Source organism: Shewanella youngdeokensis (assembly GCF_033180165.1).
Lineage (GTDB): Bacteria > Pseudomonadota > Gammaproteobacteria > Enterobacterales > Shewanellaceae > Shewanella > Shewanella youngdeokensis.
This window is the reverse complement of the sequence record NZ_CP136522.1, coordinates 1-25502: the sequence shown is the minus strand read 5'-3', so window position 1 is coordinate 25502 and position 25502 is coordinate 1. Positions and strand designations below refer to the sequence as shown.

At 42.6% G+C, this 25502-nt stretch carries 19 protein-coding genes and 1 pseudogene; 8 read left to right on the top strand and 12 right to left on the bottom strand.

Translation table 11 applies throughout. The features are described from left to right. Positions 1–5: 5 nt before the first annotated feature. Positions 6–1415 carry a Trk system potassium transporter TrkA gene (trkA, locus tag RGE70_RS00100; RefSeq protein WP_310469533.1) on the top strand — a complete coding sequence of 470 codons (1410 nt, stop codon included), beginning with the start codon at positions 6–8 and terminating at the stop codon, positions 1413–1415. A 103-nt stretch (positions 1416–1518) separates the two neighbouring features. Here trkA and hemG (RGE70_RS00095) read toward each other — a convergent pair whose 3' ends face one another. After that, positions 1519–2061 carry a menaquinone-dependent protoporphyrinogen IX dehydrogenase gene (gene hemG, locus RGE70_RS00095; protein WP_310469532.1) on the bottom strand — a complete coding sequence of 181 codons (543 nt, stop codon included), beginning with the start codon at positions 2059–2061 and terminating at the stop codon, positions 1519–1521. 197 nt (positions 2062–2258) lie between these two features. Here hemG (RGE70_RS00095) and RGE70_RS00090 point away from each other — a divergent pair, with 197 nt between their 5' ends. Continuing rightward, positions 2259–2564 carry an ArsR/SmtB family transcription factor gene (locus tag RGE70_RS00090; protein WP_310469531.1) on the top strand — a complete coding sequence of 102 codons (306 nt, stop codon included), beginning with the start codon at positions 2259–2261 and terminating at the stop codon, positions 2562–2564. A gap of 73 nt (positions 2565–2637) precedes the next feature. Here RGE70_RS00090 and hemG (RGE70_RS00085) read toward each other — a convergent pair whose 3' ends face one another. From hemG (RGE70_RS00085) to pepQ, 4 genes are all read right to left on the bottom strand, one after another. Further along, positions 2638–3165 (bottom strand): menaquinone-dependent protoporphyrinogen IX dehydrogenase, encoded by a 528-nt coding sequence (gene hemG, locus RGE70_RS00085; protein ID WP_310472873.1) that lies wholly within the window; start codon positions 3163–3165, stop codon positions 2638–2640. 75 nt (positions 3166–3240) lie between these two features. Then, positions 3241–4698 carry a TrkH family potassium uptake protein gene (locus RGE70_RS00080; RefSeq protein WP_310469530.1) on the bottom strand — a complete coding sequence of 486 codons (1458 nt, stop codon included), beginning with the start codon at positions 4696–4698 and terminating at the stop codon, positions 3241–3243. A 93-nt stretch (positions 4699–4791) separates the two neighbouring features. Next, positions 4792–5412: a YigZ family protein gene (locus RGE70_RS00075; RefSeq protein ID WP_310469529.1), complete on the bottom strand. Its 621-nt coding sequence runs from the start codon at positions 5410–5412 to the stop codon at positions 4792–4794. Between the two features lie 36 nt (positions 5413–5448). Continuing rightward, a complete protein-coding gene (gene pepQ, locus RGE70_RS00070) occupies positions 5449–6771 on the bottom strand; it encodes a Xaa-Pro dipeptidase (RefSeq protein ID WP_310469528.1) in 1323 nt (440 codons plus the stop codon). 522 nt (positions 6772–7293) lie between these two features. Here pepQ and fadB point away from each other — a divergent pair. Beyond that, positions 7294–9447, top strand: a complete 2154-nt coding sequence (gene fadB / locus RGE70_RS00065; protein WP_310469527.1) for a fatty acid oxidation complex subunit alpha FadB — start codon at positions 7294–7296, stop codon at positions 9445–9447. An 18-nt stretch (positions 9448–9465) separates the two neighbouring features. Beyond that, complete coding sequence (gene fadA / locus RGE70_RS00060) at positions 9466–10629, top strand: acetyl-CoA C-acyltransferase FadA (protein WP_310469526.1); 1164 nt, start codon at positions 9466–9468, stop codon at positions 10627–10629. 81 nt (positions 10630–10710) lie between these two features. Here fadA and RGE70_RS00055 read toward each other — a convergent pair whose 3' ends face one another. After that, entirely contained in the window at positions 10711–12645 is a 1935-nt protein-coding gene (locus RGE70_RS00055; protein ID WP_310469525.1) for a B12-binding domain-containing radical SAM protein, read from the bottom strand. 684 nt (positions 12646–13329) lie between these two features. Here RGE70_RS00055 and tusA point away from each other — a divergent pair. Further along, positions 13330–13575, top strand: coding sequence for a sulfurtransferase TusA (tusA, locus tag RGE70_RS00050; protein ID WP_310469524.1), 246 nt, complete (start codon positions 13330–13332; stop codon positions 13573–13575). Positions 13576–13610: 35 nt separating this feature from the next. After that, a complete protein-coding gene (locus RGE70_RS00045) occupies positions 13611–14048 on the top strand; it encodes an MOSC domain-containing protein (protein WP_310469523.1) in 438 nt (145 codons plus the stop codon). Positions 14049–14463: 415 nt separating this feature from the next. Here the strand turns inward: RGE70_RS00045 and RGE70_RS00040 are convergent, their stop codons facing one another. After that, positions 14464–15018 (bottom strand): DNA-3-methyladenine glycosylase I, encoded by a 555-nt coding sequence (locus tag RGE70_RS00040; protein WP_310469522.1) that lies wholly within the window; start codon positions 15016–15018, stop codon positions 14464–14466. 117 nt (positions 15019–15135) lie between these two features. On the opposite strand from RGE70_RS00040, the gene glyQ reads away from it, so the two are divergent. Together glyQ and glyS are read left to right on the top strand one after the other, a co-directional pair. After that, on the top strand, positions 15136–16041 hold the full coding sequence (glyQ, locus tag RGE70_RS00035) for a glycine--tRNA ligase subunit alpha (protein ID WP_310469521.1): 906 nt from the start codon (positions 15136–15138) through the stop codon (positions 16039–16041). Between the two features lie 11 nt (positions 16042–16052). Continuing rightward, complete coding sequence (gene glyS / locus RGE70_RS00030; RefSeq protein WP_310469520.1) at positions 16053–18122, top strand: glycine--tRNA ligase subunit beta; 2070 nt, start codon at positions 16053–16055, stop codon at positions 18120–18122. A 68-nt stretch (positions 18123–18190) separates the two neighbouring features. Here the strand turns inward: glyS and RGE70_RS00025 are convergent, their stop codons facing one another. The 5 genes and pseudogenes from RGE70_RS00025 to dnaA form a co-directional block, all read right to left on the bottom strand. After that, positions 18191–19240, bottom strand: a complete 1050-nt coding sequence (locus RGE70_RS00025; protein ID WP_310469519.1) for an HDOD domain-containing protein — start codon at positions 19238–19240, stop codon at positions 18191–18193. Positions 19241–19365: 125 nt separating this feature from the next. Further along, entirely contained in the window at positions 19366–21783 is a 2418-nt protein-coding gene (gene gyrB / locus RGE70_RS00020; RefSeq protein WP_310469518.1) for a DNA topoisomerase (ATP-hydrolyzing) subunit B, read from the bottom strand. Between the two features lie 16 nt (positions 21784–21799). Beyond that, a pseudogene (gene recF, locus RGE70_RS00015) lies at positions 21800–22881 on the bottom strand (DNA replication/repair protein RecF). A gap of 113 nt (positions 22882–22994) precedes the next feature. Next, a complete protein-coding gene (dnaN, locus tag RGE70_RS00010) occupies positions 22995–24095 on the bottom strand; it encodes a DNA polymerase III subunit beta (protein ID WP_310469517.1) in 1101 nt (366 codons plus the stop codon). A 21-nt stretch (positions 24096–24116) separates the two neighbouring features. Then, on the bottom strand, positions 24117–25502 hold the full coding sequence (dnaA, locus tag RGE70_RS00005) for a chromosomal replication initiator protein DnaA (RefSeq protein ID WP_375087874.1): 1386 nt from the start codon (positions 25500–25502) through the stop codon (positions 24117–24119).

Genomic DNA, 25502 nt, shown 5'->3' with positions numbered 1-25502 from the left:
CGGCAATGAAGATTATCATTTTGGGTGCAGGACAAGTTGGTGGCACATTAGCCGAAAACTTAGTCGGTGAAAATAACGATATCACCGTTGTAGACAACGATAAAGCTAGGTTACGAATCTTGCAAGATAAGTACGACTTACGCGTTGTTGTGGGTCATGCAGCCCACCCAGATGTATTAAAAGAAGCCGGAGCAGAAGACGCCGACATGCTAATTGCTGTCACTAACAGCGATGAATGCAATATGTCGGCCTGCCAAATTGCTTATTCACTTTTTGGTACGCCGACAAAAATTGCCCGCATTAGGTCTGAACAGTACTTGGCACTGCGCGACAAACTGTTTATAGATAGTGAAACAAAGCGCTCTGAACACCGTCCTCGCGGCGGTTTCATTATTGACGAACTCATAGCTCCAGAACAACTGGTTACAGCATATATTGGCCGATTAGTCGAATACCCAGGTGCATTGCAGGTACTTGAGTTTGCAGAAGGCAGATTAAGCCTTGTTGCCGTCCGCGCCTATTATGGCGGCCCTTTGGTTGGTAATGCATTGGCAACATTGCGCGACCACATGCCGAATATTGATACCCGGGTTGCAGCCGTTTTCCGACAAGGTAGAGCAATTATGCCTCGCGGTACCACGATTATTGAGGCTGATGATGAAGTCTTTTTCGTGGCCGATAGTCGCCATGTGCGCGCAGTGATGAGCGAGATGCAAAAGCTTGATAACTCATACCGCAATATTATGATTGCCGGTGGTGGCAATATTGGCTTTGGCTTAGCCAAGCAGTTACAACGTAACCATTCGGTTAAACTCATTGAGCACAAACAAGAACGTGCCGAATTACTATCTGAAAAGCTCGAAAAAACCACGGTTTTTTGTGGTGACGCCTCTGATCAGGAGTTACTACAGGAAGAAAACATCGACCAAACCGATGTCTTTATTGCGGTAACCAATGACGATGAAGCCAACATTATGGCAGCGTTATTAGCTAAGCGTATGGGAGCCAAAAAGGTCATGGTGCTGATCCAGCGAGAAGCCTATGTCGATATAGTGCAAGAAGCCAATATCGATATTGCCATCTCACCGCAGCAAGCCACTATTTCAGCGCTACTGACTCACATTCGCCAAGGTGATATTTGTAACGTTTACTCATTACGACGCGGTGCGGCTGAGGCCATTGAAGCAATTGCTCATGGCGACAAAAACACTTCTAAAGTTGTCGGCAAACAAATCGGCAGCATAAAATTACCGCCAGGAACCACCATTGGCGCCATTGTTAGAGATGACGAAGTGCTTATGGCACATGATAAAACCGTTATTGAACAAGGTGATCATGTCATTTTGTTTTTGGTAAATAAAAAGTTTATTGGTGAGGTAGAAAAACTATTCCAACCGAGCGCCTTCTTTTTTTAACTCGCTCTATAGCGCAGCGCTAAATTTGAGCCATAAAAAAGCCGTATTTAATACGGCTTTTTTATGGCTCAACGCGGCAAGCTTAGTTTGCAGCTTCCAGCGTTTATTTCGCTAATTTGATCAGATGCTCTGCATACACGTTCACATCATCCCAATCAGTATAATCAATAACAGATGTTGGATCAGTCGGACCATTAGTGATTTTCATAATGAACTGGATCATCAAACGGTCATACCAGCGCCAAGCTGGGTAATCAACTTTACCCGCAATGACTTTAACATCTAGCGGTTTCCAAGGTGAAAGCTCAATAAATTTCTGTAGGTACTTATTATTGTCTGGCACACGCTTTTCAGGATTACGCGCAACCACATTAACGCTAAAGAAACTGGCCGGTTTAGCAGTTAATTCAGTTTCATACTCGGTAGCAAAATCAAACACCGACTTATGATATGAGCCATATAGCACGCAACTTCCTAGAGCAACAACGTCATACTTAGACCAGTCCACCCCTTCAGCTTTTGCTTCGTTAATGTGCATCATATCGCACTGACTGCCTTGCTTAACGATATGTTCGGCAATCGCTCGACTAATCCTAGCCGTGTGGCCACCACGTGAGTAGTAAAGTACCAATACTGATTTATTCATTGTTTCAACTCAAAGACTTCATATTAATTTCATTGTTACAGTAAATGGGCGCTTTAACAGGATAATAGATCACAAATTAGGTATGGCTCATATTATCGCCATCAAAAATTGAGATCCCAGTACGGCACAGGTATATTGATTTACAATAATTTTTTCAATTAACACTCACGAATAAAAGTAATAAGGCCAGCAACCAAATGCAAAAAGACATTGATGTAAATGCAATGGTATCCAATGCCGAGAGCGCGGCAAAATGGCTGAAAGCAATTGCAAACCCTTATAGGTTAATGATCTTATGCTTACTGCTCGATAAAGAGCTAAGCGTAACAGAACTCAATGAAACTGTGCCATTGAGCCAGTCGGCATTGTCGCAACATTTAGCTGTACTTCGAGCAGAAGACTTAGTTGCGACACGTAAAAGCTCACAAGTGGTATTTTATACCCTCAAAAATGAGCAAGTCACCGAAGTGATATCAATACTGCATCGCAAATATTGCGCCTAACTGAATTACGTCCCTAAAAAAGCCTGCTTGATAGCAGGCTTTAATGGTTCAAGCTGTCACAAAAGGGAGCGAGTTAGCGCTGTGCAAAACTGCTTGCGAACCTATCAACCTGCTCCCAGTCAGTAAATTCAAACGTGCCTCGGGTATCGGTTGGCCCTTTAGTCATCCACATGATAAACCGGATCATGGCTTTATCAATAAATCGGTATTTTGGGTAATCTATTTTACCTGCAAATACAGCTAATTGCTGTGGCTGCCATAATGATAGCGCTAAAAACTTCGCCATGTAGGGGTTGGTTTCAGGTGTGTTTTTTTCAGGTTTTCTCGCCACAACGTTGACGCTAAAAAAGGCATTGGTCTTAGCGCTTAGCACCGCGTGGTTTCGGTTAATAAATCGGTATAATTCTGGCCGATGTTTGCCATAGCGTATACTTGCAGCAACCAATACTTTATCAAACTGCGCCAAACCTAATGCGTCAACGTCCTCTAGCGAAGCGAGGGTTACCGTAGCGCCGAGCTGTTGATTAACCCTTTTAATTTGATCGCAAATCGCTTTTGTTTGCCCATCAACGGTCGAATAAATAACGAGTGTATTGCTCATTTTTGCCTCTGCCATTGTTGCTCCAAACTGTAATTAGGCCAATTAAGTAAAACAATAAACGCCTGTAATCATAGGCTAGTTTTTCCAAAATGTTGGTGTAAACAAGATTAATAGCGTGAAGATCTCCAACCGGCCAAAAAGCATAGCAAACAGCAATACCCACTTTTGAGCATCACCAATACTAGCGTAATTACTTGCCACCTCACCTAACCCCGGTCCAAGGTTATTTAGGCAGGCAGCTGTTGCACTAAATGCGGTAATCGCGTCCATTTGTAATGCCATCAAAATCAGCATGCAAATAACAAAAACTAAAGCATAAGCAGAAAAGAAGCCCCATACAGCATCAATCACCCTATCGGGCAATGCTTTACCGCTAATACGAATTGAAAACATCCCTCGTGGATGCACCAGCCTTTTTAGCTCGCGCGAGCCCTGCAAGAGCAGCAGAATAACTCGAATCACTTTAATACCACCGGCAGTCGATCCCCCACTACCACCAATAAAACTAGAAAATATTAACAATATGGGTAAAAACAGCGGCCACATATGAAAGCTCTCAGTACCAAAACCAGCAGTGGTTGACACCGATACCGCCTGAAATAACGCATAGTCGAACGTTTCTTCTGGCGAGTCGTAGATCCCCGCTTGATATAAAGTAGCAAAACAAATAGCTGTCAATACCAGCTGAACCGCGATAAGCACCTTAAACTCAGCATCTCTAAAATAGACTTTAAAGTTAATACCTCGACGTGAAAATGCCGCAAAGTGCAGACTAAAATTGAGCGCGGCAACGAGTAAAAAGAACACACAAACCAAGTTAATAGCAGGACTTTCAAAGTAACCAATACTGGCGTCATGGGTAGAAAAACCACCAATAGCGATCGTTGAAAAAGAGTGACAAATAGCATCAAAACCATCCATCCCCGCAAACCAATACGCTAGCGCACAAGCAGCAGTTAACGCTAAGTAGATATACCAAAGCGCCTTTGCGGTTTCGGCGATCCTGGGCGTCATTTTGCTGTCTTTAACGGGACCTGGCATTTCGGCTCGATATAACTGCATCCCCCCCACACCTAACACTGGCAAGATAGCCACCGCCAATACAATAATCCCCATTCCACCTAGCCACTGCAATAAATGACGGTAAAACAAAATGGCTTTTGGCAGCGCGTCTAGCCCCACAATCACCGTTGCGCCAGTGGTAGTTAAAGCTGAAAAGGATTCAAAAAAACTATCAGTAAGGCTTAATGAGGGTTCACCAGAAAAGATAAAGGGTACGGCACCAATGGAACCTAGCACCACCCAAAACAGCACGACTAATAAAAATCCTTCGCGAGTGCGCAAATCTTTATGGTATCGACGGTTTGGATACCACAACATAAATCCGAAAGTTATGGATAAAATAAAGGCTTGAATAAACGCCATTCCGCCGCCATCTTTATAAATAACAGCAACCACAGCAGGTGGAAGTAAAGACAATGAAAACAGCCCCATAAGCAGGCCGGTTATTCTTATTATTGTTCTATATTGCATTGTATTCCATTGCTTAAGGCTGGTTTACTCAACGGTATTTTCGCATACTTCGGAGTAATGTTCACAACCGATTTATGCCCTGTCATTGCCGTCCTAATCAGTGTGTTCAAAAACGGCCACTAACTGTCCTTGGCTCATTGTTGCTAGCTCTTGGTTTAACTTACTCTTAAAGCATTTAGGGATAACAAATTGAATACTGACAGAGTCAGTAAAGTCTTTATTTGTAACGACCACGTCAAACTGAGCAAAGAGGTGCTCAACATCTTTTAACTGATGGTAGCCACATACAAGTGCACCAGGGTAACGGATCTGCTTTAACTGAGTCTCTAATTGCTGCAGTCCTTTTTTGATCCCTGAGCTATAGGCACGCACAAGCCCACCAACACCCAGCTTTGTGCCGCCAAAATAACGGACAACAATGGCACCCACTTCGCCAACATTGGAGCCTTGCAGGGTTGCCAACATCGGGCGCCCAGCACTTCCCGATGGTTCCCCATCGTCACTTGAGCCAATATTAATACTATCTGCTGGTGCCCCAGCAACAAATGCATAGCAATAATGGTTTGCACCAGGGTACTGCACTTTTAGCTTAGCGAGTACGTCTTTTAAAATATCATTCGATTGGCAATGAAAGATATAAGAGATAAATCGACTATGCTTGATCTCTTCTTCAATCAATAAATTTGCTGCCGGAATGAGATAACTTTCACTCAATTTACACTACCCACTTCTGTTATCCCAATTTATAGATTATCGGTTTAGGCCAAACTTTCGAGTCATGTTCTCGGTATTTTCACGGTGAATAATGACATTGTCTTCAATTCTTATCCCACCAAAAGGTCTGAGAGTGTCAACCGTCCTCCAGTTAACCTGTTGCTGACGTTTATCTTGCTTTAATGGCGCCAGTAATGAGTCGATAATATAAACCCCCGGCTCTATAGTTAGCACTTGGTTTTCGGCTAATGTTCGTGTGCAGCGCAAAAATGGATGGGCGACGGGAGACGCAATATGAGTGCCTTTATCGTCAGCAAGAAACCCGCCCATATCGTGCACCTGTAAACCCAACATGTGCCCCAACCCATGTGGGAAAAACGCGCTGGTAATACCTTGCTCAACTAACCCATTTACATCGCCAGAAACTACATCAAAATCGATGAGAATTTGGGCAAGCTTATGGTGGGTTGCTATGTGCAAGTCAGCGTAATTGACTCCCGGTTTCATCATGGCAATGATCTGCAATTGCATATTGTCCATGGCCGTGATCAAATCATCAAAGATGTTTTTCTCAAAAGCATAAGTTCGGGTAATGTCCGAAGCGTAACCATTATAGTTAGCGCCAGCATCAATTAAAAAAGAATGGCGATGTGCAGGGTTTACTTGCTCAAGCGCAGTGTAATGCAGTATCGCGGCATTTTGATTTAACGCCACGATACTGCCATACGGCACTTGGTTTTCACCCTGGGAAATAGCGCTCAGATAAACCTGCAAGATTTCAAACTCACTCGCACCATTATAAAACGCAGTTTTCGCGGCTTGATGACCGGTCACTGCGATTTGGTTTGCTTGGCGCATACAAACCAGTTCATAGTCCGTCTTGTTTGCACGGTGATAGTTAAGATAACTTAGAACTGAATCAGAGTTTTTATTGGTAAAACCAAGTACGTCGGCAACGTCTAGGTGCTCCCCGATATAGGCCCAATCATCAATTCTATTAGGTAACAACTCTGCAACTTTATCGGCTTTTGTTAGGTAGACAATATCAATAAACTCAGCCCAAAAATCGGTTGGTTCGTCTGCCACTTTATGCCAAAAGTCAGCAGGACGATAGAAGATGAGTTTAGGCTTGTCTTGGCCATTCACGACTAACCATGAATTGGGATTGTCGGTCACGGGTAACCATGCTTTAAAATGCGGGTTCACTTTAAAGGGATAGTCCATGTCATCTAAAAACTGTCTATGGGGTTGGCCTGAATGGATCACTAGACCGGACAGGTTTTCACGAGAAGTGATATCGGCCACACGGCGGTTTAATTCGCTAATATGGTCACGATAAAGATGCGCTAACTGTTCCATGTAGATTACCTTACTGTTATTTAGTCAAATATCGACGTTAACTCAGTCTATCACAAGGCCTATAAAACTCTAGATGTGTCGACCCACAGCTTTTATCAGCGCCGATAGCGACATATTTAGTGCCCATTTACAACCAAACACTTAACGACATTAGCTTTGCGTGCCCGCAACAGACACTAACAGTGAACCCCATAACTAACACTTCAAGATTAACCGCATGAGCAGCACAAACTAAATTAGCCACAGTTAAACAACACATTTTAGCTCCCATGTCCCATCAATCAGAATAGAACCCACAACAAAACAAGCAACATGTAAGCACTTGTTTTAAAATTGCATTATAAAATATAACAAAATAAACCAAACGACCGTTTAAATTGAGTGTTGTAATTTTTTGTGATTAGTCGCACACTGAACAACAAGTGGTCAAATGATGGCCGAAGCTGCCGTAAAAAAGAGAGTTAAATTTACTCTAAAAAAGTTAAGAGTGGATATTTAACTTAAGCTATAAGGAAGCAAGCAATGATCTACCAAAGCCCTACAATTGAGGTTGAGTTACTTGACGACAACATCGCTCATTTGTGCTTTAAAGCACAAGGTTCGGTCAATAAGTTCGATAGAGAAACCATCAACTCTTTAAATGCTGCGCTCGACAGCATCAAGCAAAACAACACCATCCAAGGTTTAATGCTCACTTCTGCTAAATCCGCATTTATCGTGGGTGCAGATATCACTGAGTTCTTAACTTTATTTGCAGAAGATGATTCGGTTCTAATGAATTGGTTAGAAGAAGCTAATGCTGTTTTTAACAAATTAGAAGATTTACCGTTTCCGACTATTTCAGCAATCAATGGCTTTGCACTAGGCGGTGGTTGCGAAACCATTCTTGCCACCGATTTCCGCGTAGCAGATACCACGGCTAGAATAGGCCTACCAGAAACCAAGCTTGGTATCATTCCAGGTTTTGGTGGTACCGTGCGCTTACCTCGCGTTATTGGTGCAGATAATGCTATTGAGTGGATCACCACGGGTAAAGACCAACGCCCAGAAGCGGCACTAAAAGTCGGTGCCATTGATGCACTAGTGGCGCCAGAGCAACTACAAAGCGCTGCGTTACAAATGCTAAAAGACGCAATCGCAGAAAAGCTAGATTGGCAATCACGTCGCGCTAGAAAGCAATCACCACTTACGCTACCGAAAATGGAAGCGATGATGTCGTTTGCAACAGCAAAAGGCATGGTATTTAAAGTAGCAGGCAAACATTACCCTGCACCAATGGCTGTAATTAGTGTAATCGAAAAAGCAGCACAGCTTGACCGCGACAGCGCATTACAAGTTGAACACCAAGCATTCTTGAAGTTAGCCAAAACAGAAGTAGCCCAAGCGTTGATTGGTATTTTCTTGAACGACCAACTCGTAAAAGGTAAAGCTAAAAAAGCCGGCAAGTTGGCGAGAAAATTTGACTCCGCTGCCGTGCTTGGCGCCGGTATCATGGGCGGTGGGATTGCGTATCAAAGTGCCAGCAAAGGTACACCAATTGTAATGAAAGATATCGCCCAACCTGCACTTGATTTAGGGTTAGGCGAAGCCTCTAAATTGCTAGCTACACAAATTAAACGTGGCCGTTCAACACCGGCGAAAATGGCAGCAGTGTTAAACAACATAACCCCAGCCCTTGATTATGCACCGGTAAAATCGGCAGACGTGATTGTTGAGGCCGTTGTTGAACACCCTAAGGTTAAGTCAATGGTATTGGCTGAAGTTGAAGAACATGTCAGTGAAGACACAATTATTACCTCAAACACTTCAACCATTTCAATCAACCTACTCGCAAAAAGCCTTAAAAAGCCTGAGCGCTTCTGTGGTATGCACTTCTTTAACCCAGTGCACAAAATGCCCCTAGTAGAAATCATTCGTGGTGAAGACAGTTCAGAAGAAACGATTGCATCTGTCGTTGCTTACGCCAGTAAAATGGGCAAGAGCCCTATTGTTGTAAACGACTGCCCAGGTTTCTTTGTAAACCGCGTTCTGTTCCCTTACTTTGCCGGCTTTAGCGGCCTGCTTGCTGATGGTGGCGATTTCGCTGCAATTGATAAAGTCATGGAAAAACAGTTTGGCTGGCCAATGGGCCCTGCTTATCTATTAGATGTAGTAGGCCTAGATACGGGACATCACGCTCAAGCAGTTATGGCAGAAGGCTTCCCTGAGCGCATGGGTAAGTCAGGTAAAGATGCTATTGATATTATGTTCGATGCTAATCGCTTTGGTCAGAAAAACAGCAAAGGTTTTTATCAGTATTCGGTAGATCGTCGCGGCAAGCCGAAGAAAGATTTAGATCCAACAAGCTATGAGTTACTTCAAGCTGAATTTGGAGAGCTAAAATCATTTGAGTCAGACGAAATCATCGCTCGCACAATGATCCCGATGATTATCGAAACAGTACGCTGTCTTGAAGAAGGTATTATCGCTACCCCTGCTGAGGCAGATATGGGCTTAGTTTATGGTATTGGTTTCCCACCATTTAGAGGCGGTGTATTCCGTTACCTAGATACCATGGGGGTTGCTAACTTTGTTGCATTAGCCGACAAATACGCCCACCTAGGTGGTCTATATCAAGTAACCGACGCTATGCGCGAACTCGCCGCCAACAATGGCAGCTACTACCAGCAGGCTTAAGCAGGAAGGATTAATACAATGAAAAATGCCGTAATCGTAGATTGCATTCGTACCCCAATGGGCCGTTCAAAGGCTGGTGTATTTAGAAATGTACGCGCAGAAACCCTATCAGCAGAACTGATGAAAGCGCTACTTCAGCGCAACCCTAAGCTTGATCCAAACGGGATTGAAGACGTAATTTGGGGCTGTGTACAACAAACTCTAGAGCAAGGTTTTAATATTGCCCGCAATGCCGCATTACTTGCTGGTATTCCCAAGCAAGCCGGCGCTGTAACGGTAAACCGTTTATGTGGCTCATCAATGGATGCTTTACATCAAGCAGCGCGCGCAATTATGACAGGCCAAGGCGACACCTTTATTGTCGGTGGTGTTGAGCATATGGGTCACGTACCAATGAACCATGGTGTAGATTTTCACCCTGGCCTTGCAGCTAACGTTGCTAAAGCCTCGGGCATGATGGGACTAACTGCTGAAATGCTTGGAAAAATGCACGGTATTACTCGTGAACAACAAGATGCCTTTGCGGTGCGCTCACACCAACGCGCACACGCGGCAACTGTTGAAGGCCGCTTTGCTAATGAAATCGTTGCTATTGAAGGCCATGATGCTAACGGCTCCCTCATAAATGTTGAACATGACGAAGTTATTCGCCCAGAAACATCAATGGAATCGTTGGCAGGTCTTCGCCCAGCTTTTGACCCAGCCAATGGTACTGTAACTGCAGGTACCTCTTCAGCTTTATCTGACGGTGCATCTGCAATGTTAGTGATGGAAGAAGAAAAAGCAAAAGCACTTGGTTTACCAATCCGAGCTCGTATTCGCTCAATGGCCGTTGCAGGTTGTGATGCTGCAATTATGGGTTATGGTCCAGTACCCGCGACCAAGAAAGCATTGGCTCGTGCAGGCCTAACCATTGATGACTTAGATGTGATTGAGCTAAACGAAGCGTTTGCAGCCCAGTCATTACCTTGTGTAAAAGATCTTGGCTTGATGGACGTGGTTGATGAAAAAATTAACCTTAATGGTGGTGCAATTTCACTTGGTCACCCACTGGGTTGTTCAGGTACTCGTATTTCGACAACACTAATCAACTTGATGGAAGCTAAAGATGCTAAGTATGGTCTTGCGACTATGTGTATTGGCCTTGGCCAAGGTATTGCGACCATCTTCGAGCGCCCGTAAAAATCACCTCGCTCATAAAAAAGCCAGCTAATGCTGGCTTTTTTTATGAACTATCGAGCGGTAATAGAGCTTAACGGCAGTTTACGCTTCATGACTATCGATTAAATTGCTAATCGATTTTACTACGAAGTTTTTTTCCATCGTAGTATGAGCTACGGCTTTATCAAACCAAAAGCTCATCGGTTGCTCAAAACCAATACCATGCATGTAGTTATAAATAGCCTTACGCAGCCCCTCACCCAGCATTTCATGGTCTGTTGCCACAGAATCGGTGAAGTCGACATCATTCTCAGCAAACAAAATCTCAGGTCGCTCAGCAAGCTTAATACCAAACTTATCTGGGTTCATGCCAACCGGGCTGTGAATTGTAGCCACAAAACGGTGCCAATAAGCAGACTGGAAACAGCCTTGCTCCATCATCTGGCGCACCATTTCTAGTGAATCGACTGTCTCTTGTTCTGTTTGTGTAGGAAAGCCATACATCAAATAAGCGTGTACCAAAATACCCGCATCACTGAAAGCTTTGGTAACTTGAGCAACTCGTTCAACACTCACACCTTTTTTCATCAATTTTAATAGGCGATCAGATGCGACTTCTAAACCACCACTGACAGCGATACAACCAGAATCAGCAAGCAGCTGGCACCTAGCCTGACTAAATGTTCTTTCAAAACGAATATTGCCCCACCAACTAATGACAACACCACGCTCAATTAGCCTCTTAGCAAACGCAAATAATGTTTTAGGCGGCAAAGCTTCATCTACAAAATGAAAACCAGTTTGTCCGGTTTCTTCAATAAGCTGTTCAATACGATCCACCAGAACATCGGCTCCAGCGGTATCGTAACGATCGATATAATCTAAACTAACATCGCAAAAGCTACACTTACGCCAATAACAACCGTGAGCAATAGTTAGCTTATTCCAACGGCCATCACTCCAAATACGGTGCATAGGATTGAGCATCTCACACAAAGACAAGTATTCTGTTAAAGGCAGTCCGTCATATATTGGAGCCCCTACGTCAGACTGCGGAATATCGTGCAATGCAGAATTATCGTTAAGGTGTACGTATGGCTGACCATTTTCATCTTCTGCAAGAAAGTATGTTCGTACTAACTCGTCAATCTCACGCTGGCCTTGAAAATACTCTAACAACGTTATTAGCGGCCGCTCACCATCGTCTAGGCAAATAAAATCAACAAACTCAAATACACGCGGATCTTTCAATGCGCGCAGTTCGGTATTAATAAAGCCGCCACCCATCACTATCGGTAAGTCTGGATTAATCGCTTTGCAGGTTTGCGCAATACGTAAAGCCCCGAGCATGTTGCCAGGAAATGGTACCGTTAACGCAACTACGCTTGGTTGAGTTTCTTCTAAATACAGCTCAACCAGCTGCTCTAAAATTTCAGAGCTAAAGCTAGGTTCGTCCATTAAGGTTTCGTAAAGGTTGTCAAAGCTAGGGTTAGCAGCTGCTAACTTTTCACCGTAACGGCTCACCTCAAAATAGGGATCGACTCCCTGAGTGATAACCGTCGACACATCATTAATAAATAATGTGGCTAAATACTTGGCTTTATCTTGCACACCTAAATTACCAAAGGCTGCTTGCAATACATCTCCCGATACAGCTTCCATCTGAGCTATAGCCTCAAATGCTGGACCTTCAGGTAAAAAGCGACGGGAGTTAATGCGTAAGGCAAGACTTGGATCTTTACCCTGTAAAAAACGAATTGCAGGTTCAATTGCCAAATGATAGCGGTCAAATTCAGCCAGAAAACTATACACAGCATCTGGAAGTTCATCATCTTCGAAGTTTTCAAAATTATCTTCTACATGTTGACGAATAATTTCCAGCGCAGGTGCAGTCATCATCTCAAGAAATAGCTCAATAGCAGGGTCACGCTGAACCGCCTCGTAACCTCGAGAACGCAAAAATCCAGTTAAATACGCTGTTGCTGGATACGGCGTATTAAGCTGGGTCATCGGTGGTGTCATTAGAAGAACGGTCATAGCCTGCCTTTAGATAATATAACTGAATATTCTGCTTTCAACTAAGAGTGTGCAACAGAATGCGGCAAGTGATTTCTTTGCCATATATAGTGGTGTGGATTCTAACAAATGACCTCGCTAAAAACCCGCAATAAACTGCTGACAAGTTCAATTATTAGCGGCGATTCTTAAGACGCTTTAAATATCAAATACCTTTCCCTGGGTTAGATCTAACTACAACGATAAGCCAAGGGACTAATTATAAGCCCCGAAAAGCAATGTCGCACAATGCCTAGTAAAGCTATTACTAGCTTTTGGTTCGCTTAAGGTAAACAACCAGAACCTTTATAATTAATTTTTCAAGAGTTAGCTTCCATAACAAAACGAATTTGACTTTAACGTAGCACTAACTGCTATTCAGCTCTAACCAACTATACGCCCTATACATAAAGGTACTCAGTATCTCTTCAATTCAACTAAGATTGTTTAAATTTCATTATTAATATAATTATACTTTTCAATCCCGCTTTTTTTGTCGTGTACAATAGAAGCTGCATAGGGCTGTATATTTTGTGCAATTGTTTCACGTGGAACAATTGCACAAACCAAAATACCCGAGTTCACATAAAATACTTACAAACTTGGCTATCTGCCAGTGCTGGAGTAATATTAGCCACTTCTGTTTAAGAGCGCATCAGAGGAAATATGAGCGACAAATTTAATAGTGCCCAACATCAGCTCGACGCATTGGGACTGCGATGTCCAGAACCCGTAATGATGGTACGCAAATCAGTAAGACGCATGAATGAGGGTGAAACACTATTAATTACTGCTGATGACCCCGCGACTACACGTGATATTCCTAGTTTCTGTGAGTTTATGGATCACACGTTAATTGCTAGCCAAACTGAAACCACGCCCTATTTATATTTAATAAAGAAAGGCCTCTAAACTCCCATTAAACTCTCGGACAAAGGAACTTTCCGATGCCAACATTAATCGGTATAGCTTACAAAACTGAAAAAAATGGCCAAATGGTCACGTTAGATAAAGCCAATGTAACTTTATCTAAAGGCGTTGAAAATGACATTTTTGGCCGCCCAGGTAAAAGACAAGTCACGGTGATGTCTATACAGCAATGGCAGCAAGCATGTCATGAAGTAGGAAAAAACCTGCCATGGTATACGCGTAGAGCCAACTTGTTAGTCGATGGTATTAGTTTCACTGCAAGTGATAAAGGTAAGCAGCTAGTTGTGGGTAAGCTTATTTTAGAAATAACTGGTGAAACTGATCCATGCAAAAAAATGGCTATTGCCTATCCCGGATTAGAAAAGGCACTTCAACCAGATTGGAGAGGCGGAGTAACTTGTCGAGTGCTCAACAATGCAACGGTTGCGACATCCAACATAGTCACACTAAAGTAACGCCAAAAATACTAAGCCGTTTAGTTACCCCTTCAACTAAACGGTTAAATCCAACAGCCGGTTAACCAACCTGCCTTGCTGAATACAATAAACTATCAATTGTCAGCGGTTAAGAATTGCAGTTCCACGTGGAACACTGGTCGAATTTCCCAAAAAAGTAACGACAACAAAGTCACCTTAACCTCAACTCAAACAAAAATTGCAAAATTATATTCAATTTAAAATTTAAAATCTGAGTAACTAAGCTTTGTTTTTTTAGTTTCATAAAAATTTATTTTTAATATGAAACTGATACTTTGCCTATGTTCCACGTGGAACATAAGGAGTTATAACCTGGTTTCAAATTCATTTATATGCGCAAAAGCTAAATTAAAACGAAGATATATTGAGTTAGTTGCTATAAGAAGCTTCACTCTTAATGGCAAAAGCAATCTGTGGTGTGATCATCAACCATCCCTACAGCCTGCATAAAGGCGTAGCAAATTGTAGGACCAACAAAGTTAAAGCCTAATTTTTTAAGCGCTTTTGACATAGCCTCTGACTCAGCAGTTTGTGTCGGTACCTCTTCGATAGAATGAAAATGATTAACCCGCTGCTTGCCGCCCACAAAACTCCATAAAAATGTAGAAAAGTCATTTCCCTGTTCTACATATGACATGTAAGCCCGAGCATTTTTTATGATTGAGTTAACCTTTAAGCGATTACGAATAATGCCAGGGTTAAGCATAAGCTCTTCGACTTTGTGTTCATCAAATGTCACGATAATTGCAGGATCGAAATCAGCGTATGCAGCATAATAACTTTGCTGTTTTTTTAGAATAGTAATCCATGAAAGGCCTGCTTGCTGGCCATCAAGGCAAAGCTTGGCAAATAACTCTTGGCTATCATAAACGGGTCGCCCCCACACAGTATCGTGATACTCCTGATAGATAGAATCACCGCCAACCCAACTGCAACGCGTGACATCCATAGCATCATTCCTTAATTTTAAATTGATAAGATAAAAAATAACCTATATAACCTCAATCCTACAAGGTATAATCGATACCATTTTCTATTTAAGCTTCCAGGCAGTAGACAAGCGGATATGACGACGAAATACGACGTAAAAACATTCCAGGGCTTTATTATGACCCTGCAGGAATACTGGGCGCAGCAAGGTTGCGCAATTGTTCAACCATTGGACATGGAAGTCGGGGCGGGTACATTCCACCCAATGACCTTCTTGCGCGCATTAGGCCCAGAGCCAATGAGCTGCGCTTATGTTCAACCAAGTCGACGCCCGACAGATGGTCGTTACGGCGATAACCCAAACCGCCTACAACACTTCTATCAATTTCAGGTCGTGTTAAAGCCATCGCCAGACAATATTCAAGAGCTATACCTTGGCTCCTTAGCTGCAGCAGGTGTCGACATGAACATTCATGACGTGCGCTTTGTAGAAGACAACTGGGAATCACCAACATTGGGTGCTTGGGGTCTTGGCTGGGAAGTTTGGTTAAACGGTATGGAAGTGTCGCAATTTACTTACTTCCAGCAAGTTGGTGGACTAGAGTGTAAGCCAGTCACTGGCGAAATCACCTATGGCCTAGAGCGACTAGCAATGTATATCCAAGAGGTCGATAACGTCTATGACCTAGTTTGGACAGACGGCCCTATGGGCAAAGTTATGTATGGTGATATTTTCCACCAGAACGAAGTTGAGCAATCAGCTTATAACTTTGAGCATGCCAATGTTGAAGTGCTATTCAAAACCTTTGAAGATTGCGAAAAAGCTTGTCAGCACTTGCTCTCACTTGAAAAGCCCCTGCCACTGCCCGCTTATGAGCAGGTAATGAAGGCCTCTCATGCATTTAACTTACTTGATGCACGCCATGCAATTTCGGTGACCGAACGCCAGCGTTACATCTTACGCGTTCGAACGATGGCTAAAGGTGTTGCAGAAGCTTACTATCAAGCGCGTGAAGCACTTGGCTTCCCAATTGGTAAGTAGAGGAATAAAAAATGAATTTTGAAAACTTACTAATTGAAGTTGGTACAGAAGAGCTACCTCCAAAATCATTACGTAAACTAGCAGAGTCGTTTCTCGCTAACTTTACTGACGAGCTAACAAAAGCAGAATTAAGCTTTGAGTCAGCCCTATGGCATGCTGCGCCACGTCGCTTAGCTATTAGCATTAATCAGCTTGCGCTTGCTCAAGCAGACAAAGTGGTTGAAAAACGTGGGCCAGCAATTGCACAGGCATTTGATGCTGATGGTAACCCCACAAAAGCAGCTATGGGTTGGGCTCGTGGTAACGGTATTACTGTTGAAGAAGCTGGCCGCCTAAAAACTGATAAGGGTGAATGGTTACTACATCAAGCTAAAGTAGTTGGTGTTGAAACAAAAAGCCTTATCGCAGCAATGGCTCAACGTGCTTTAGATAAATTACCTATCCCGAAGCCGATGCGCTGGGGCACTAACACTACACAATTTATTCGCCCTGTACACACGGTAACCATGTTACTCGGTAGCGAAGTTGTTACTGGTGAGCTGCTGGGCGTTAAGTCAGACCGTATTATTCGTGGCCACCGCTTTATGGGTAAAGCGAGCTTTGAGCTAGATCATGCTGATAATTATCTTTCAGCTTTGAAAGAGCAAGGTAAAGTTCTTGCAGACTACGAAGCACGTAAGGCGATTATCAAGGCTGACGCTGAAGCCGCGGCAGCCGCAATTGGTGGTGTAGCAGACCTAGAGGATGATCTACTTGAAGAAGTGGTTTCTTTAGTTGAATGGCCTGTAGTATTGACAGCAAACTTCGAACAAAAATTCTTAGATGTGCCTGCTGAAGCCTTGGTTTACACCATGAAAGGTGACCAAAAATACTTCCCAGTATTTGATAAAGCAGGCCAGCTTATGCCTAACTTTATCTTTGTAACCAATATCGAATCAAAAGATCCACAGCAAATTATTGCCGGTAATGAAAAAGTGGTTCGCCCACGTCTAGCTGATGCTGAATTTTTCTTTGAAACTGATAGAAAAGACACATTAGAGTCTCGCCTTAGCAGCTTAGAAACCGTAGTTTTCCAAAAGCAACTAGGTACGATTAAACAACGTGTTGAGCGCATATCTGCCATGGCTGCTTATATTGCTAGCAATATCGACGCTAACAGCGAGCAAGCCGCTCGTGCAGGTCTGTTATGTAAGTCAGATTTGATGACTAACATGGTAATGGAATTTACTGATCTTCAAGGCACCATGGGCATGCATTACGCTCGTCAAAATGGTGAAACAGAAGCAGTAGCAGTGGCACTGGCTGAACAATACAAGCCTAAGTTCTCTGGTGATACAGTACCAACTGCACCTATCTCAATTTGTGTTGCTTTAGCTGAGAAACTAGACACTTTAGTCGGCATTTTCGGTATTGGCCAAGCACCTAAAGGTGCAGCAGATCCATTTGCTCTACGTCGAGCAGCTATTGGTGTGCTACGTATCTGTTTAGAAAATAATTTACCATTAGATCTTGTTGATTTGATTGCTAAAGCACAAGCGCTACATGGTGAAACATTAACTAACGATAAGGTTGCTGAGCAAGTACTTGAATTCTTCATGGGTCGCTTCCGCGCTTGGTACCAAGATCAAGGTGTGAGTGTAGATGTGATTCTAGCAGTATTAGCTCGCCGCCCTACCGCTCCTGCCGATTTTGAAAGCCGTATTAAAGCTGTTGCTCACTTTAGAACGCTTGAACAAGCATCTGCATTAGCAGCGGCCAACAAACGTGTATCCAACATTTTGGCTAAAGTCGAAGGTGAGCTTCCAGCGACTATCGACGATTCATTACTGGTTGAGTCAGCAGAGAAAGTGCTTGCCACTAAGCTTGCTGAACTACAACCACAGTTAGCCCCGCTGTTTGCGGCCGCTAACTATCATGAAGCATTAGCACTGCTTGCTAGTCTGCGTGAAAGTGTTGATACCTTCTTTGAAGAAGTGATGGTAATGGCTGACGATTTAGCCCTTAAGAATAACCGCCTAGCGCTTTTATCAAGTCTACGTGAGCAGTTCTTACATGCTGCTGACATCTCGGTGCTGCAGTAATATCTACTGGCTAGCCCCAATAAAAAAGCCCCATAATTAGGGGCTTTTTTGTTTTTTACTACAGAAGACTAAATCAAGAGTAATTTTTGATGTAATTGATCAAACTGCTCTTTATCAATACCTGCATCAAACAATAATCGATTTAGCTGTTCGTCCTCTAACTTATTCGCCTCATGTAGCATTGAGCACTCACTGATTAAATTAGCTCGCCATACAGCCTCGGCTAAGCCACCAGCAGGCTTTGAATCAACAATAGCTAAACGATTAAGCTGCTCAACAATGTCTACAGGTAACTGCCAATGCAGAGCCAGTAGCGAGCTTAAACTTAATGATTTAGTGGTCATGACTCGACTAAACAAACAAGAGCATGGCTGTTCACCAGGATCAGCTTGTTCAAAGCCTTCTAATAACAATTTAAAAATCGCAATTTTACCAACATCATGAATAAGCCCCAGCAAGAACGCACTGTCAGTATCATCACCTTGTGCTAATTCACTAGCAAGAAAAGCCACCTGCATAGAGTGACGCCAGATCTGAGAGCCAAAACGTCGAAAATAGATCGGTTTAATTTCAATGCATTTACGTAATAGCACAGTAGTGATTGAGCGACGAATTTGAACACGACCAAGCTGCACTATCGCCAGCTGCAAGCTGGTGATCGGTTTTTCACTGCGCCTAAACAGTGGCGAGTTACATAGCTTTAATACCTCAACACTTAACACAGGATCTTTCTCAATGAGTGCTAATAGCGTGTTGTTATCACACGATTCATCAGCTAGTAACTTATCTAGAGCAACGACTTGTGTAGGTAGCTTCAATACGCTGCTTGCTATGGCTTCAGGCGCATTTAATGCAGCTTCAACTCGCTTAAATACGTTTTTCTCTAACTCGTTAGCCATACCGGTGCTCAAGGTATTCGGAAACAATAAGTTATAAAACAAAGCCGATATGTCTATAGGAATATCTGTGGGTTGAATAGACGGTGTTTGAACACGATTGACACGAGGTGGCGCAGATATTTCACGAGTCGATTTAAGTCGCCCATTGAAACTTTCTGGTTTTTCAACGATCACTTTATCTCTGATATTAAACAGTTTTTTAAATGTTTTCTTTAACACTTTATATGACCGGGAGTAATAATAAAAACACTGCTGTGGTGTTCTTATTAACTTGCAATACAACAAAAAAAATCGGCGCTATATGCGCCGATTTCACTATTTGCAAAATAACTTTCGCAATGAAACTAGACGTCTAAGTTAGCTACGTTAAGTGCGTTGGACTCAATAAAGTCACGACGAGGCTCAACATGGTCTCCCATCAAACAACTAAACAGTTGATCAGCTGCGATGGCGTCTTCAATCGTTACCTGCAGCATATGACGTGTTTCAGGATCCATTGTAGTTTCCCACAATTGCTCAGGGTTCATTTCACCCAATCCTTTATAACGTTGGATATATTGGCCTCGTTTTGCTTCGGCCATCAACCAGTCAAGTGCATCTATAAAGCTGGAAACATCTTTAGTACGCTCACCACGTTGAACATAACCACCTTCTTCAACTAAACCATCAATTTCAGCACCTAATGTTGCAATGCGTTTATAGTCATTTGATTGGAAGAAGTCATAGCTAAATACATAGTTAGTATCAATACCATGTTTACGGATAGTAATTTGTGGTAAATACGCGTTACGCTCAGCATCAAGTACCGCTTCAGAGCTATATAAAATACCACCAGCTTCTCTTTCAATTAAGTCTGCAGTAAATTCAGCAGTCCAAGCTTTAACTTGTGCTTCATCAGTCAATTTATCAGCAGTTAACTCTGGGTGATATAACAATAGATCTGTAATGTTAGCTGGGTAACGCTTTTCAAGGCGTTGTACAACAGCCTCAACTTCACGGTACTGCTTAACTAAACGTTCTAATGGTTCACCCGACATACCTGGAGCACCTTGTGCAGGGTATACACAAGCATTGTCTAACGCTTGTGTTGTCAAAAACTCGGTAAGCGCCGGATCGTCTTTTAAGTACTGCTCTTGTTTGCCTTTCTTAACTTTGTACAACGGTGGTTGTGCAATATATATAAAGCCACGTTCAAGCAATTCAGGCATTTGGCGGAAAAAGAACGTCAACAGCAAAGTACGAATGTGCGAGCCATCGACGTCGGCATCGGTCATGATAACGATGTTATGGTAACGCGTCTTATCTGGGTTATATTCGTCACGTCCAATACCACAACCTAACGCGGTGATCAGTGAAGCCACTTCTTGAGAAGATAGCATTCTATCAAAACGTGCTTTTTCGACGTTTAAGATTTTACCTTTAAGCGGTAAAATAGCTTGGTTTTTACGGTTACGTCCCTGCTTGGCTGAACCGCCAGCAGAGTCCCCTTCCACAATGTAAATTTCAGAAAGACCAGGGTCTTTCTCTTGGCAATCAGCCAGTTTACCAGGCAGACCACCTAGATCTAACGCGCCTTTACGACGAGTCATTTCACGGGCTTTTCGTGCAGCTTCACGTGCACGAGCAGCATCAATGATTTTGCCCACAATCAGCTTAGCTTCATTTGGATGCTCAATCAGGTAATCACTTAACTGCTCACCCATTGTTTGCTCAACAGCGGTTTTAACTTCGCTTGATACCAATTTATCTTTGGTCTGCGAGCTAAACTTAGGATCGGGTACTTTAACCGAGATAACAGCGGTTAAACCTTCGCGAGCATCATCACCTGTTGCGCCAGTTTTACTCTTCTTGTTATACCCTTCACGTTCCATGTAGTTATTAAGGTTACGAGTTAACGCACCACGGAAACCGGCAAGGTGAGTACCACCATCGCGTTGTGGAATGTTGTTAGTAAAACAGAAAATATTCTCTTGGAAACCATCATTCCATTGCATAGCAACTTCGACAGTAATGCCGTCTTCACGCTCTTGAATAAAATGGAAAACTTCTTTATTTACAGGAGTTTTATTAACATTCAAGTAGTCAACAAAGGCACTGATACCACCATCGTATTTGTAAAACTCATTACGCTCATCACGTTCATCAATAAGACGAACACCGACACCTGAGTTTAAGAAAGAAAGCTCACGAACACGCTTGGCTAAAATGTCGAAGTGGAACAGCACATCAGAAAAGGTTTCTTCGCTAGGCCAAAAACGAATCTCGGTCCCAGTATTGCTTGCCTCTCCGACTTCTTTAATTGGTCCATCAGGTACACCATGAGTATAAAACTGCTCATAAAGTTTACCTTCACGACGAATTGTCATCTGGAGTTTATGTGACAGTGCATTTACAACTGAAACACCTACACCGTGAAGACCACCTGATACTTTGTAAGAGTTATCGTCAAACTTACCACCGGCATGCAGTACTGTCATAATAACTTCTGCTGCAGACACACCCTCTTCAGGATGGATCTCAACAGGAATACCACGGCCATCATCTTTTACCGATACAGAACCGTCAGTATGGATAGTAATGACAACTTCGCTACAGTAGCCCGCTAAGGCTTCATCGATAGAGTTATCGACCACTTCGAATACCATGTGATGTAGACCAGTGCCATCATCTGTATCGCCGATGTACATTCCAGGTCTTTTTCGTACCGCATCAAGGCCTTTTAATACCTTAATACTCGAAGAATCATAACTATTCTCTGACATATTATTCTCTCGTCGGTTATTCAATTACCGTTACACGCCCGTGTTCCACATGGAACATTTTACTTGGCGGCGTGACTAACGAATCGACTATTGCTGCTGGTTCAATTGCCGTTACAAAAACTTGCGCTCCGGTATCGACCAACTGTTGTAGCAATAGTTTTCTATGCTGTGCATCCAATTCTGATGGAAGATCATCCACCAGATAAATACTTTTTTTATCAATTTGTTGTTTGAGCAACTTTCCCTGTGCAATACGCAATGCACAGACTAACAATTTCAACTGTCCACGGGACAAAGCATCCTGTGCTGGCAGAGCTCCTACCCGCAATCTTAAGTCTGCTTTATGAGGTCCGCTGACGGTATAGCCTGTCGCTAAATCTCTGGGATACTGCGTCTCGAGCAGCTGTGCGTACTCAGTTTTACTATCCCAGCCTCGGGTAAAAGAAACCTTAACATCAACCAGAGGTAAAAACTCTTCAATTATACCCTTAAGTTGTTCATTTAACGAGTCTACATATTGCTTTCGTATCTCTGTAACTAGTTCAGCATAACGGATAAATTCTTTATCCCAAAATTGAATCGCACTATAGGGTGATTCATCTCTGAGTAACTGATTTCGTTGTTTTAAAATACGTCTTATATTGACCCATGCAGCATAAAAACGCGGATCAGAATGAAAAGCCCCCAATCAACAAACTGTCGTCTCGATTTTGGGCCTTCAAACAGCAATGAAAAACTTTCTGGTGTAATAACTTGAATCGGTAATGTTTCAGCTAAGGTTGATAAACGCTTTACTTTATCACCATTAATTTTAACTTCAATCTCACCATTTCTAAAGCGTCTAAGCCCAATTTTACTGTCTTCATCACTGCTTACCATGTTGGCAAACAATGTCAGGGAATTTTGCTCATTTTGAATTACCCGTTGCGATAGATGACTACGAAAAGATCGACCCATACCTAAAAAATATATCGCTTCAAGAATGCTGGTTTTACCGCTCCCATTTTGCCCATAAATGAGGTTTAGTCCCTCACTAGGTCTTAATTGCGCAGAACTAATATTGCGGAATGTTTCAATATGGAGACGATCAAGACTCATTAGTACCCTTTAAATCCAGCGGGGAAGTAACTTTGGAGTGTAATTTATACCAGATAAAGTCGATTGAGTGTCAAACAACTTTACCTGGTATGAAGGTAGAGGAAAACAGTCAACTATAAACGCATCGGCATAACAACATACATAGAATCTTGCTCTATGTGATTGTCGATAAGTGCACTTGAGTTTCCGTCTATAAGTGTTATACGTACGTCATCCGATGGCAGGTTATTCAATACATCCAATAGGTAGCTAACGTTAAAACCAATCTCTAATGGAGAGTTTTCATACTCTACATCTAAAATCTCTTCTGCTTCTTCCTGCTCAGGGTTATTAGCAGTGATTTTAATGAGGTTATTTTCTAATTGAACACGAACACCACGAAACTTTTCATTAGATAGAATAGAAGCGCGTAGTAATGCTTGTTTCAATTGTAAACGGCTAGCAATAACAACTTTGTCGCCCCCTTTAGGCAGCACGCGACGGTAATCAGGGAAGCGGCCATCAACCAACTTACTGGTAAATACAGCCGTTGGCGTCGTAGCTCTAATGGCATTATCACCGATTGCAATTGTGACATCTAAGTCATCACCTTCAAATGAACGCATCAGCTCTAATACGCCCTTGCGCGGCACAATAACCTGCTTTTCAGGCAAAGAAGCTTCTATCATACGATGACTAAGCGCTAAACGGTGACCGTCAGTAGCAATTGCACGCAGTACATTACCTTCGGTTTCTAACAATAAGCCATTAAGGTAGTAACGGACATCTTGGTTAGCCATTGAAAACTGCGTTGCATCAATCAAGGACTTCATCGTACCTTGTTTGAGTGTAAATTCTATTTCAGCTTCAAAACTTTCAACATTCGGGTACTCTTCAGCTGGCAAAGTTGCCAAAGTAAAACGGCTGCGGCCAGAACGTAATAATAAGCGGTTTTCTTGCTGTTCAATTTTAAGCTCTACCTGATCAGGTAAAGATTTGACAATATCGAGAAATTTCTTAGCCGGGACAGTAGTACGCCCTTCAGTAATATCACCCTCTAACTGAACTTCACCGACCAATTCAACCTCTAAATCGGTACCAGTCAACTTAAGTGAGTGAGCGCTAACTTCAACCAGTAAGTTGGCCAGTATAGGTAGGTTATGCCGTCTTTCTACTGCTCCACTAACTAGCTGAAGCGGCTTTAATAGGGCATCCCTATCAATAGAAAATTTCATTTGTTTAAACTCTCCCTGCTCTTAAGAAGATAAAGTTCTTATCAAGTTAGCATAATCTTCTTTAATGTCATGGCTTTCTTCACGCAATTGCGCAATTTTACGACATGCATGCAAAACAGTCGTATGGTCACGACCACCAAACGCATCACCAATTTCAGGTAAGCTTTGGTTAGTGAGTTCTTTTGATAACGCCATAGCGACTTGTCTTGGTCGTGCAACACTGCGTGAGCGGCGCTTCGACAACATATCTGCCATTTTAATTTTATAATATTCAGCAACTGTTTTTTGAATATTATCGATAGTGACGAGCTTTTCTTGCAGGGCAAGTAAATCACGTAAGGCTTCACGAACAAAATCAATAGTGATCGGACGGCCGGTAAAGTTAGCGTTGGCAATAACACGGTTCAGTGCGCCTTCTAACTCACGGACGTTAGAACGCAAACGTTTAGCAATAAAGAATGCCACTTCATCAGGGAGGTTTATGCCACTTTCTTGCGCTTTACGCATCAAAATAGCCACACGAGTTTCTAACTCTGGCGGCTCAATGGCAACCGTTAAACCCCAACCAAATCGAGACTTAAGACGATCTTCAACACCATCGATCTCTTTTGGATATTTATCTGAAGTCAGAATAATTTGATGATTACCCTCTAGTAACGCATTAAAGGTATGAAAGAATTCTTCTTGCGAACGATCTTTGTTAGCAAAGAATTGAATATCATCAATAAATAATGCATCAACACTACGATAATAACGTTTAAACTCTTCAATCGCGTTATTTTGCAAGGCTTTAACCATGTCTTGCACAAAACGCTCAGAATGCATGTAAACCACTTTAGCGTCAGGTTTATTTTTGATAATGCCATTACCAACAGCGTGCAGTAGATGGGTTTTACCCAAACCTGTACCACCATATAGAAATAATGGGTTATAAGCCCCACCAGGATTTTCTGCAACTTGTAAAGCAGCAGCTTTACCTAACTGGTTAGACTTACCTTCAACGAAGTTATCAAACTGATAAGTTGGATTAATATTACTGCGATGATTAGCCGTCATAGCTGGCTCAGCTTGTGGTGCATTAAAAGTTGGCTTTTCTACCGTTCTTTTGGCCACTGGTCGAGCTTTGATTGAGGCTGAAGCTTGAACAACAGGCTTTTCAGACGGACGACTACCAATATCAAAACGCAAATTAGGCGCATCTGGGCCCATCTGTTCTGTAAAGAATTGATTAATGATATTGAGGTACTTGTCTCTAACCCAGTCTAAAACGAAACGATTAGGCGCATAAATGATAAGCGTGTCGCCTTCCATTTCTGCCTGTAACGGTCTTATCCACATACTGAATTGTTGAGCCGAAAGCTCATCTTGCAGCCTTGCGATACATTGTTGCCAAAGTGAAACCGCCAC

Bases quoted from the DNA above. Each gene is read 5' to 3' on its own strand.
- trkA (WP_310469533.1), top strand. From the start codon at position 6: ATGAAGATTATCATTTTGGGTGCAGGACAAGTTGGTGGCACATTAGCC.
- hemG (WP_310469532.1), bottom strand. From the start codon at position 2,061: ATGAATAAATCAGTATTGGTACTTTACTACTCACGTGGTGGCCACACG.
- RGE70_RS00090 (WP_310469531.1), top strand. From the start codon at position 2,259: ATGCAAAAAGACATTGATGTAAATGCAATGGTATCCAATGCCGAGAGC.
- hemG (WP_310472873.1), bottom strand. From the start codon at position 3,165: ATGAGCAATACACTCGTTATTTATTCGACCGTTGATGGGCAAACAAAA.
- RGE70_RS00080 (WP_310469530.1), bottom strand. From the start codon at position 4,698: ATGCAATATAGAACAATAATAAGAATAACCGGCCTGCTTATGGGGCTG.
- pepQ (WP_310469528.1), bottom strand. From the start codon at position 6,771: ATGGAACAGTTAGCGCATCTTTATCGTGACCATATTAGCGAATTAAAC.
- fadB (WP_310469527.1), top strand. From the start codon at position 7,294: ATGATCTACCAAAGCCCTACAATTGAGGTTGAGTTACTTGACGACAAC.
- fadA (WP_310469526.1), top strand. From the start codon at position 9,466: ATGAAAAATGCCGTAATCGTAGATTGCATTCGTACCCCAATGGGCCGT.
- RGE70_RS00055 (WP_310469525.1), bottom strand. From the start codon at position 12,645: ATGACCGTTCTTCTAATGACACCACCGATGACCCAGCTTAATACGCCG.
- tusA (WP_310469524.1), top strand. From the start codon at position 13,330: ATGAGCGACAAATTTAATAGTGCCCAACATCAGCTCGACGCATTGGGA.
- RGE70_RS00045 (WP_310469523.1), top strand. From the start codon at position 13,611: ATGCCAACATTAATCGGTATAGCTTACAAAACTGAAAAAAATGGCCAA.
- RGE70_RS00040 (WP_310469522.1), bottom strand. From the start codon at position 15,018: ATGGATGTCACGCGTTGCAGTTGGGTTGGCGGTGATTCTATCTATCAG.
- glyQ (WP_310469521.1), top strand. From the start codon at position 15,136: ATGACGACGAAATACGACGTAAAAACATTCCAGGGCTTTATTATGACC.
- glyS (WP_310469520.1), top strand. From the start codon at position 16,053: ATGAATTTTGAAAACTTACTAATTGAAGTTGGTACAGAAGAGCTACCT.
- gyrB (WP_310469518.1), bottom strand. From the start codon at position 21,783: ATGTCAGAGAATAGTTATGATTCTTCGAGTATTAAGGTATTAAAAGGC.
- dnaN (WP_310469517.1), bottom strand. From the start codon at position 24,095: ATGAAATTTTCTATTGATAGGGATGCCCTATTAAAGCCGCTTCAGCTA.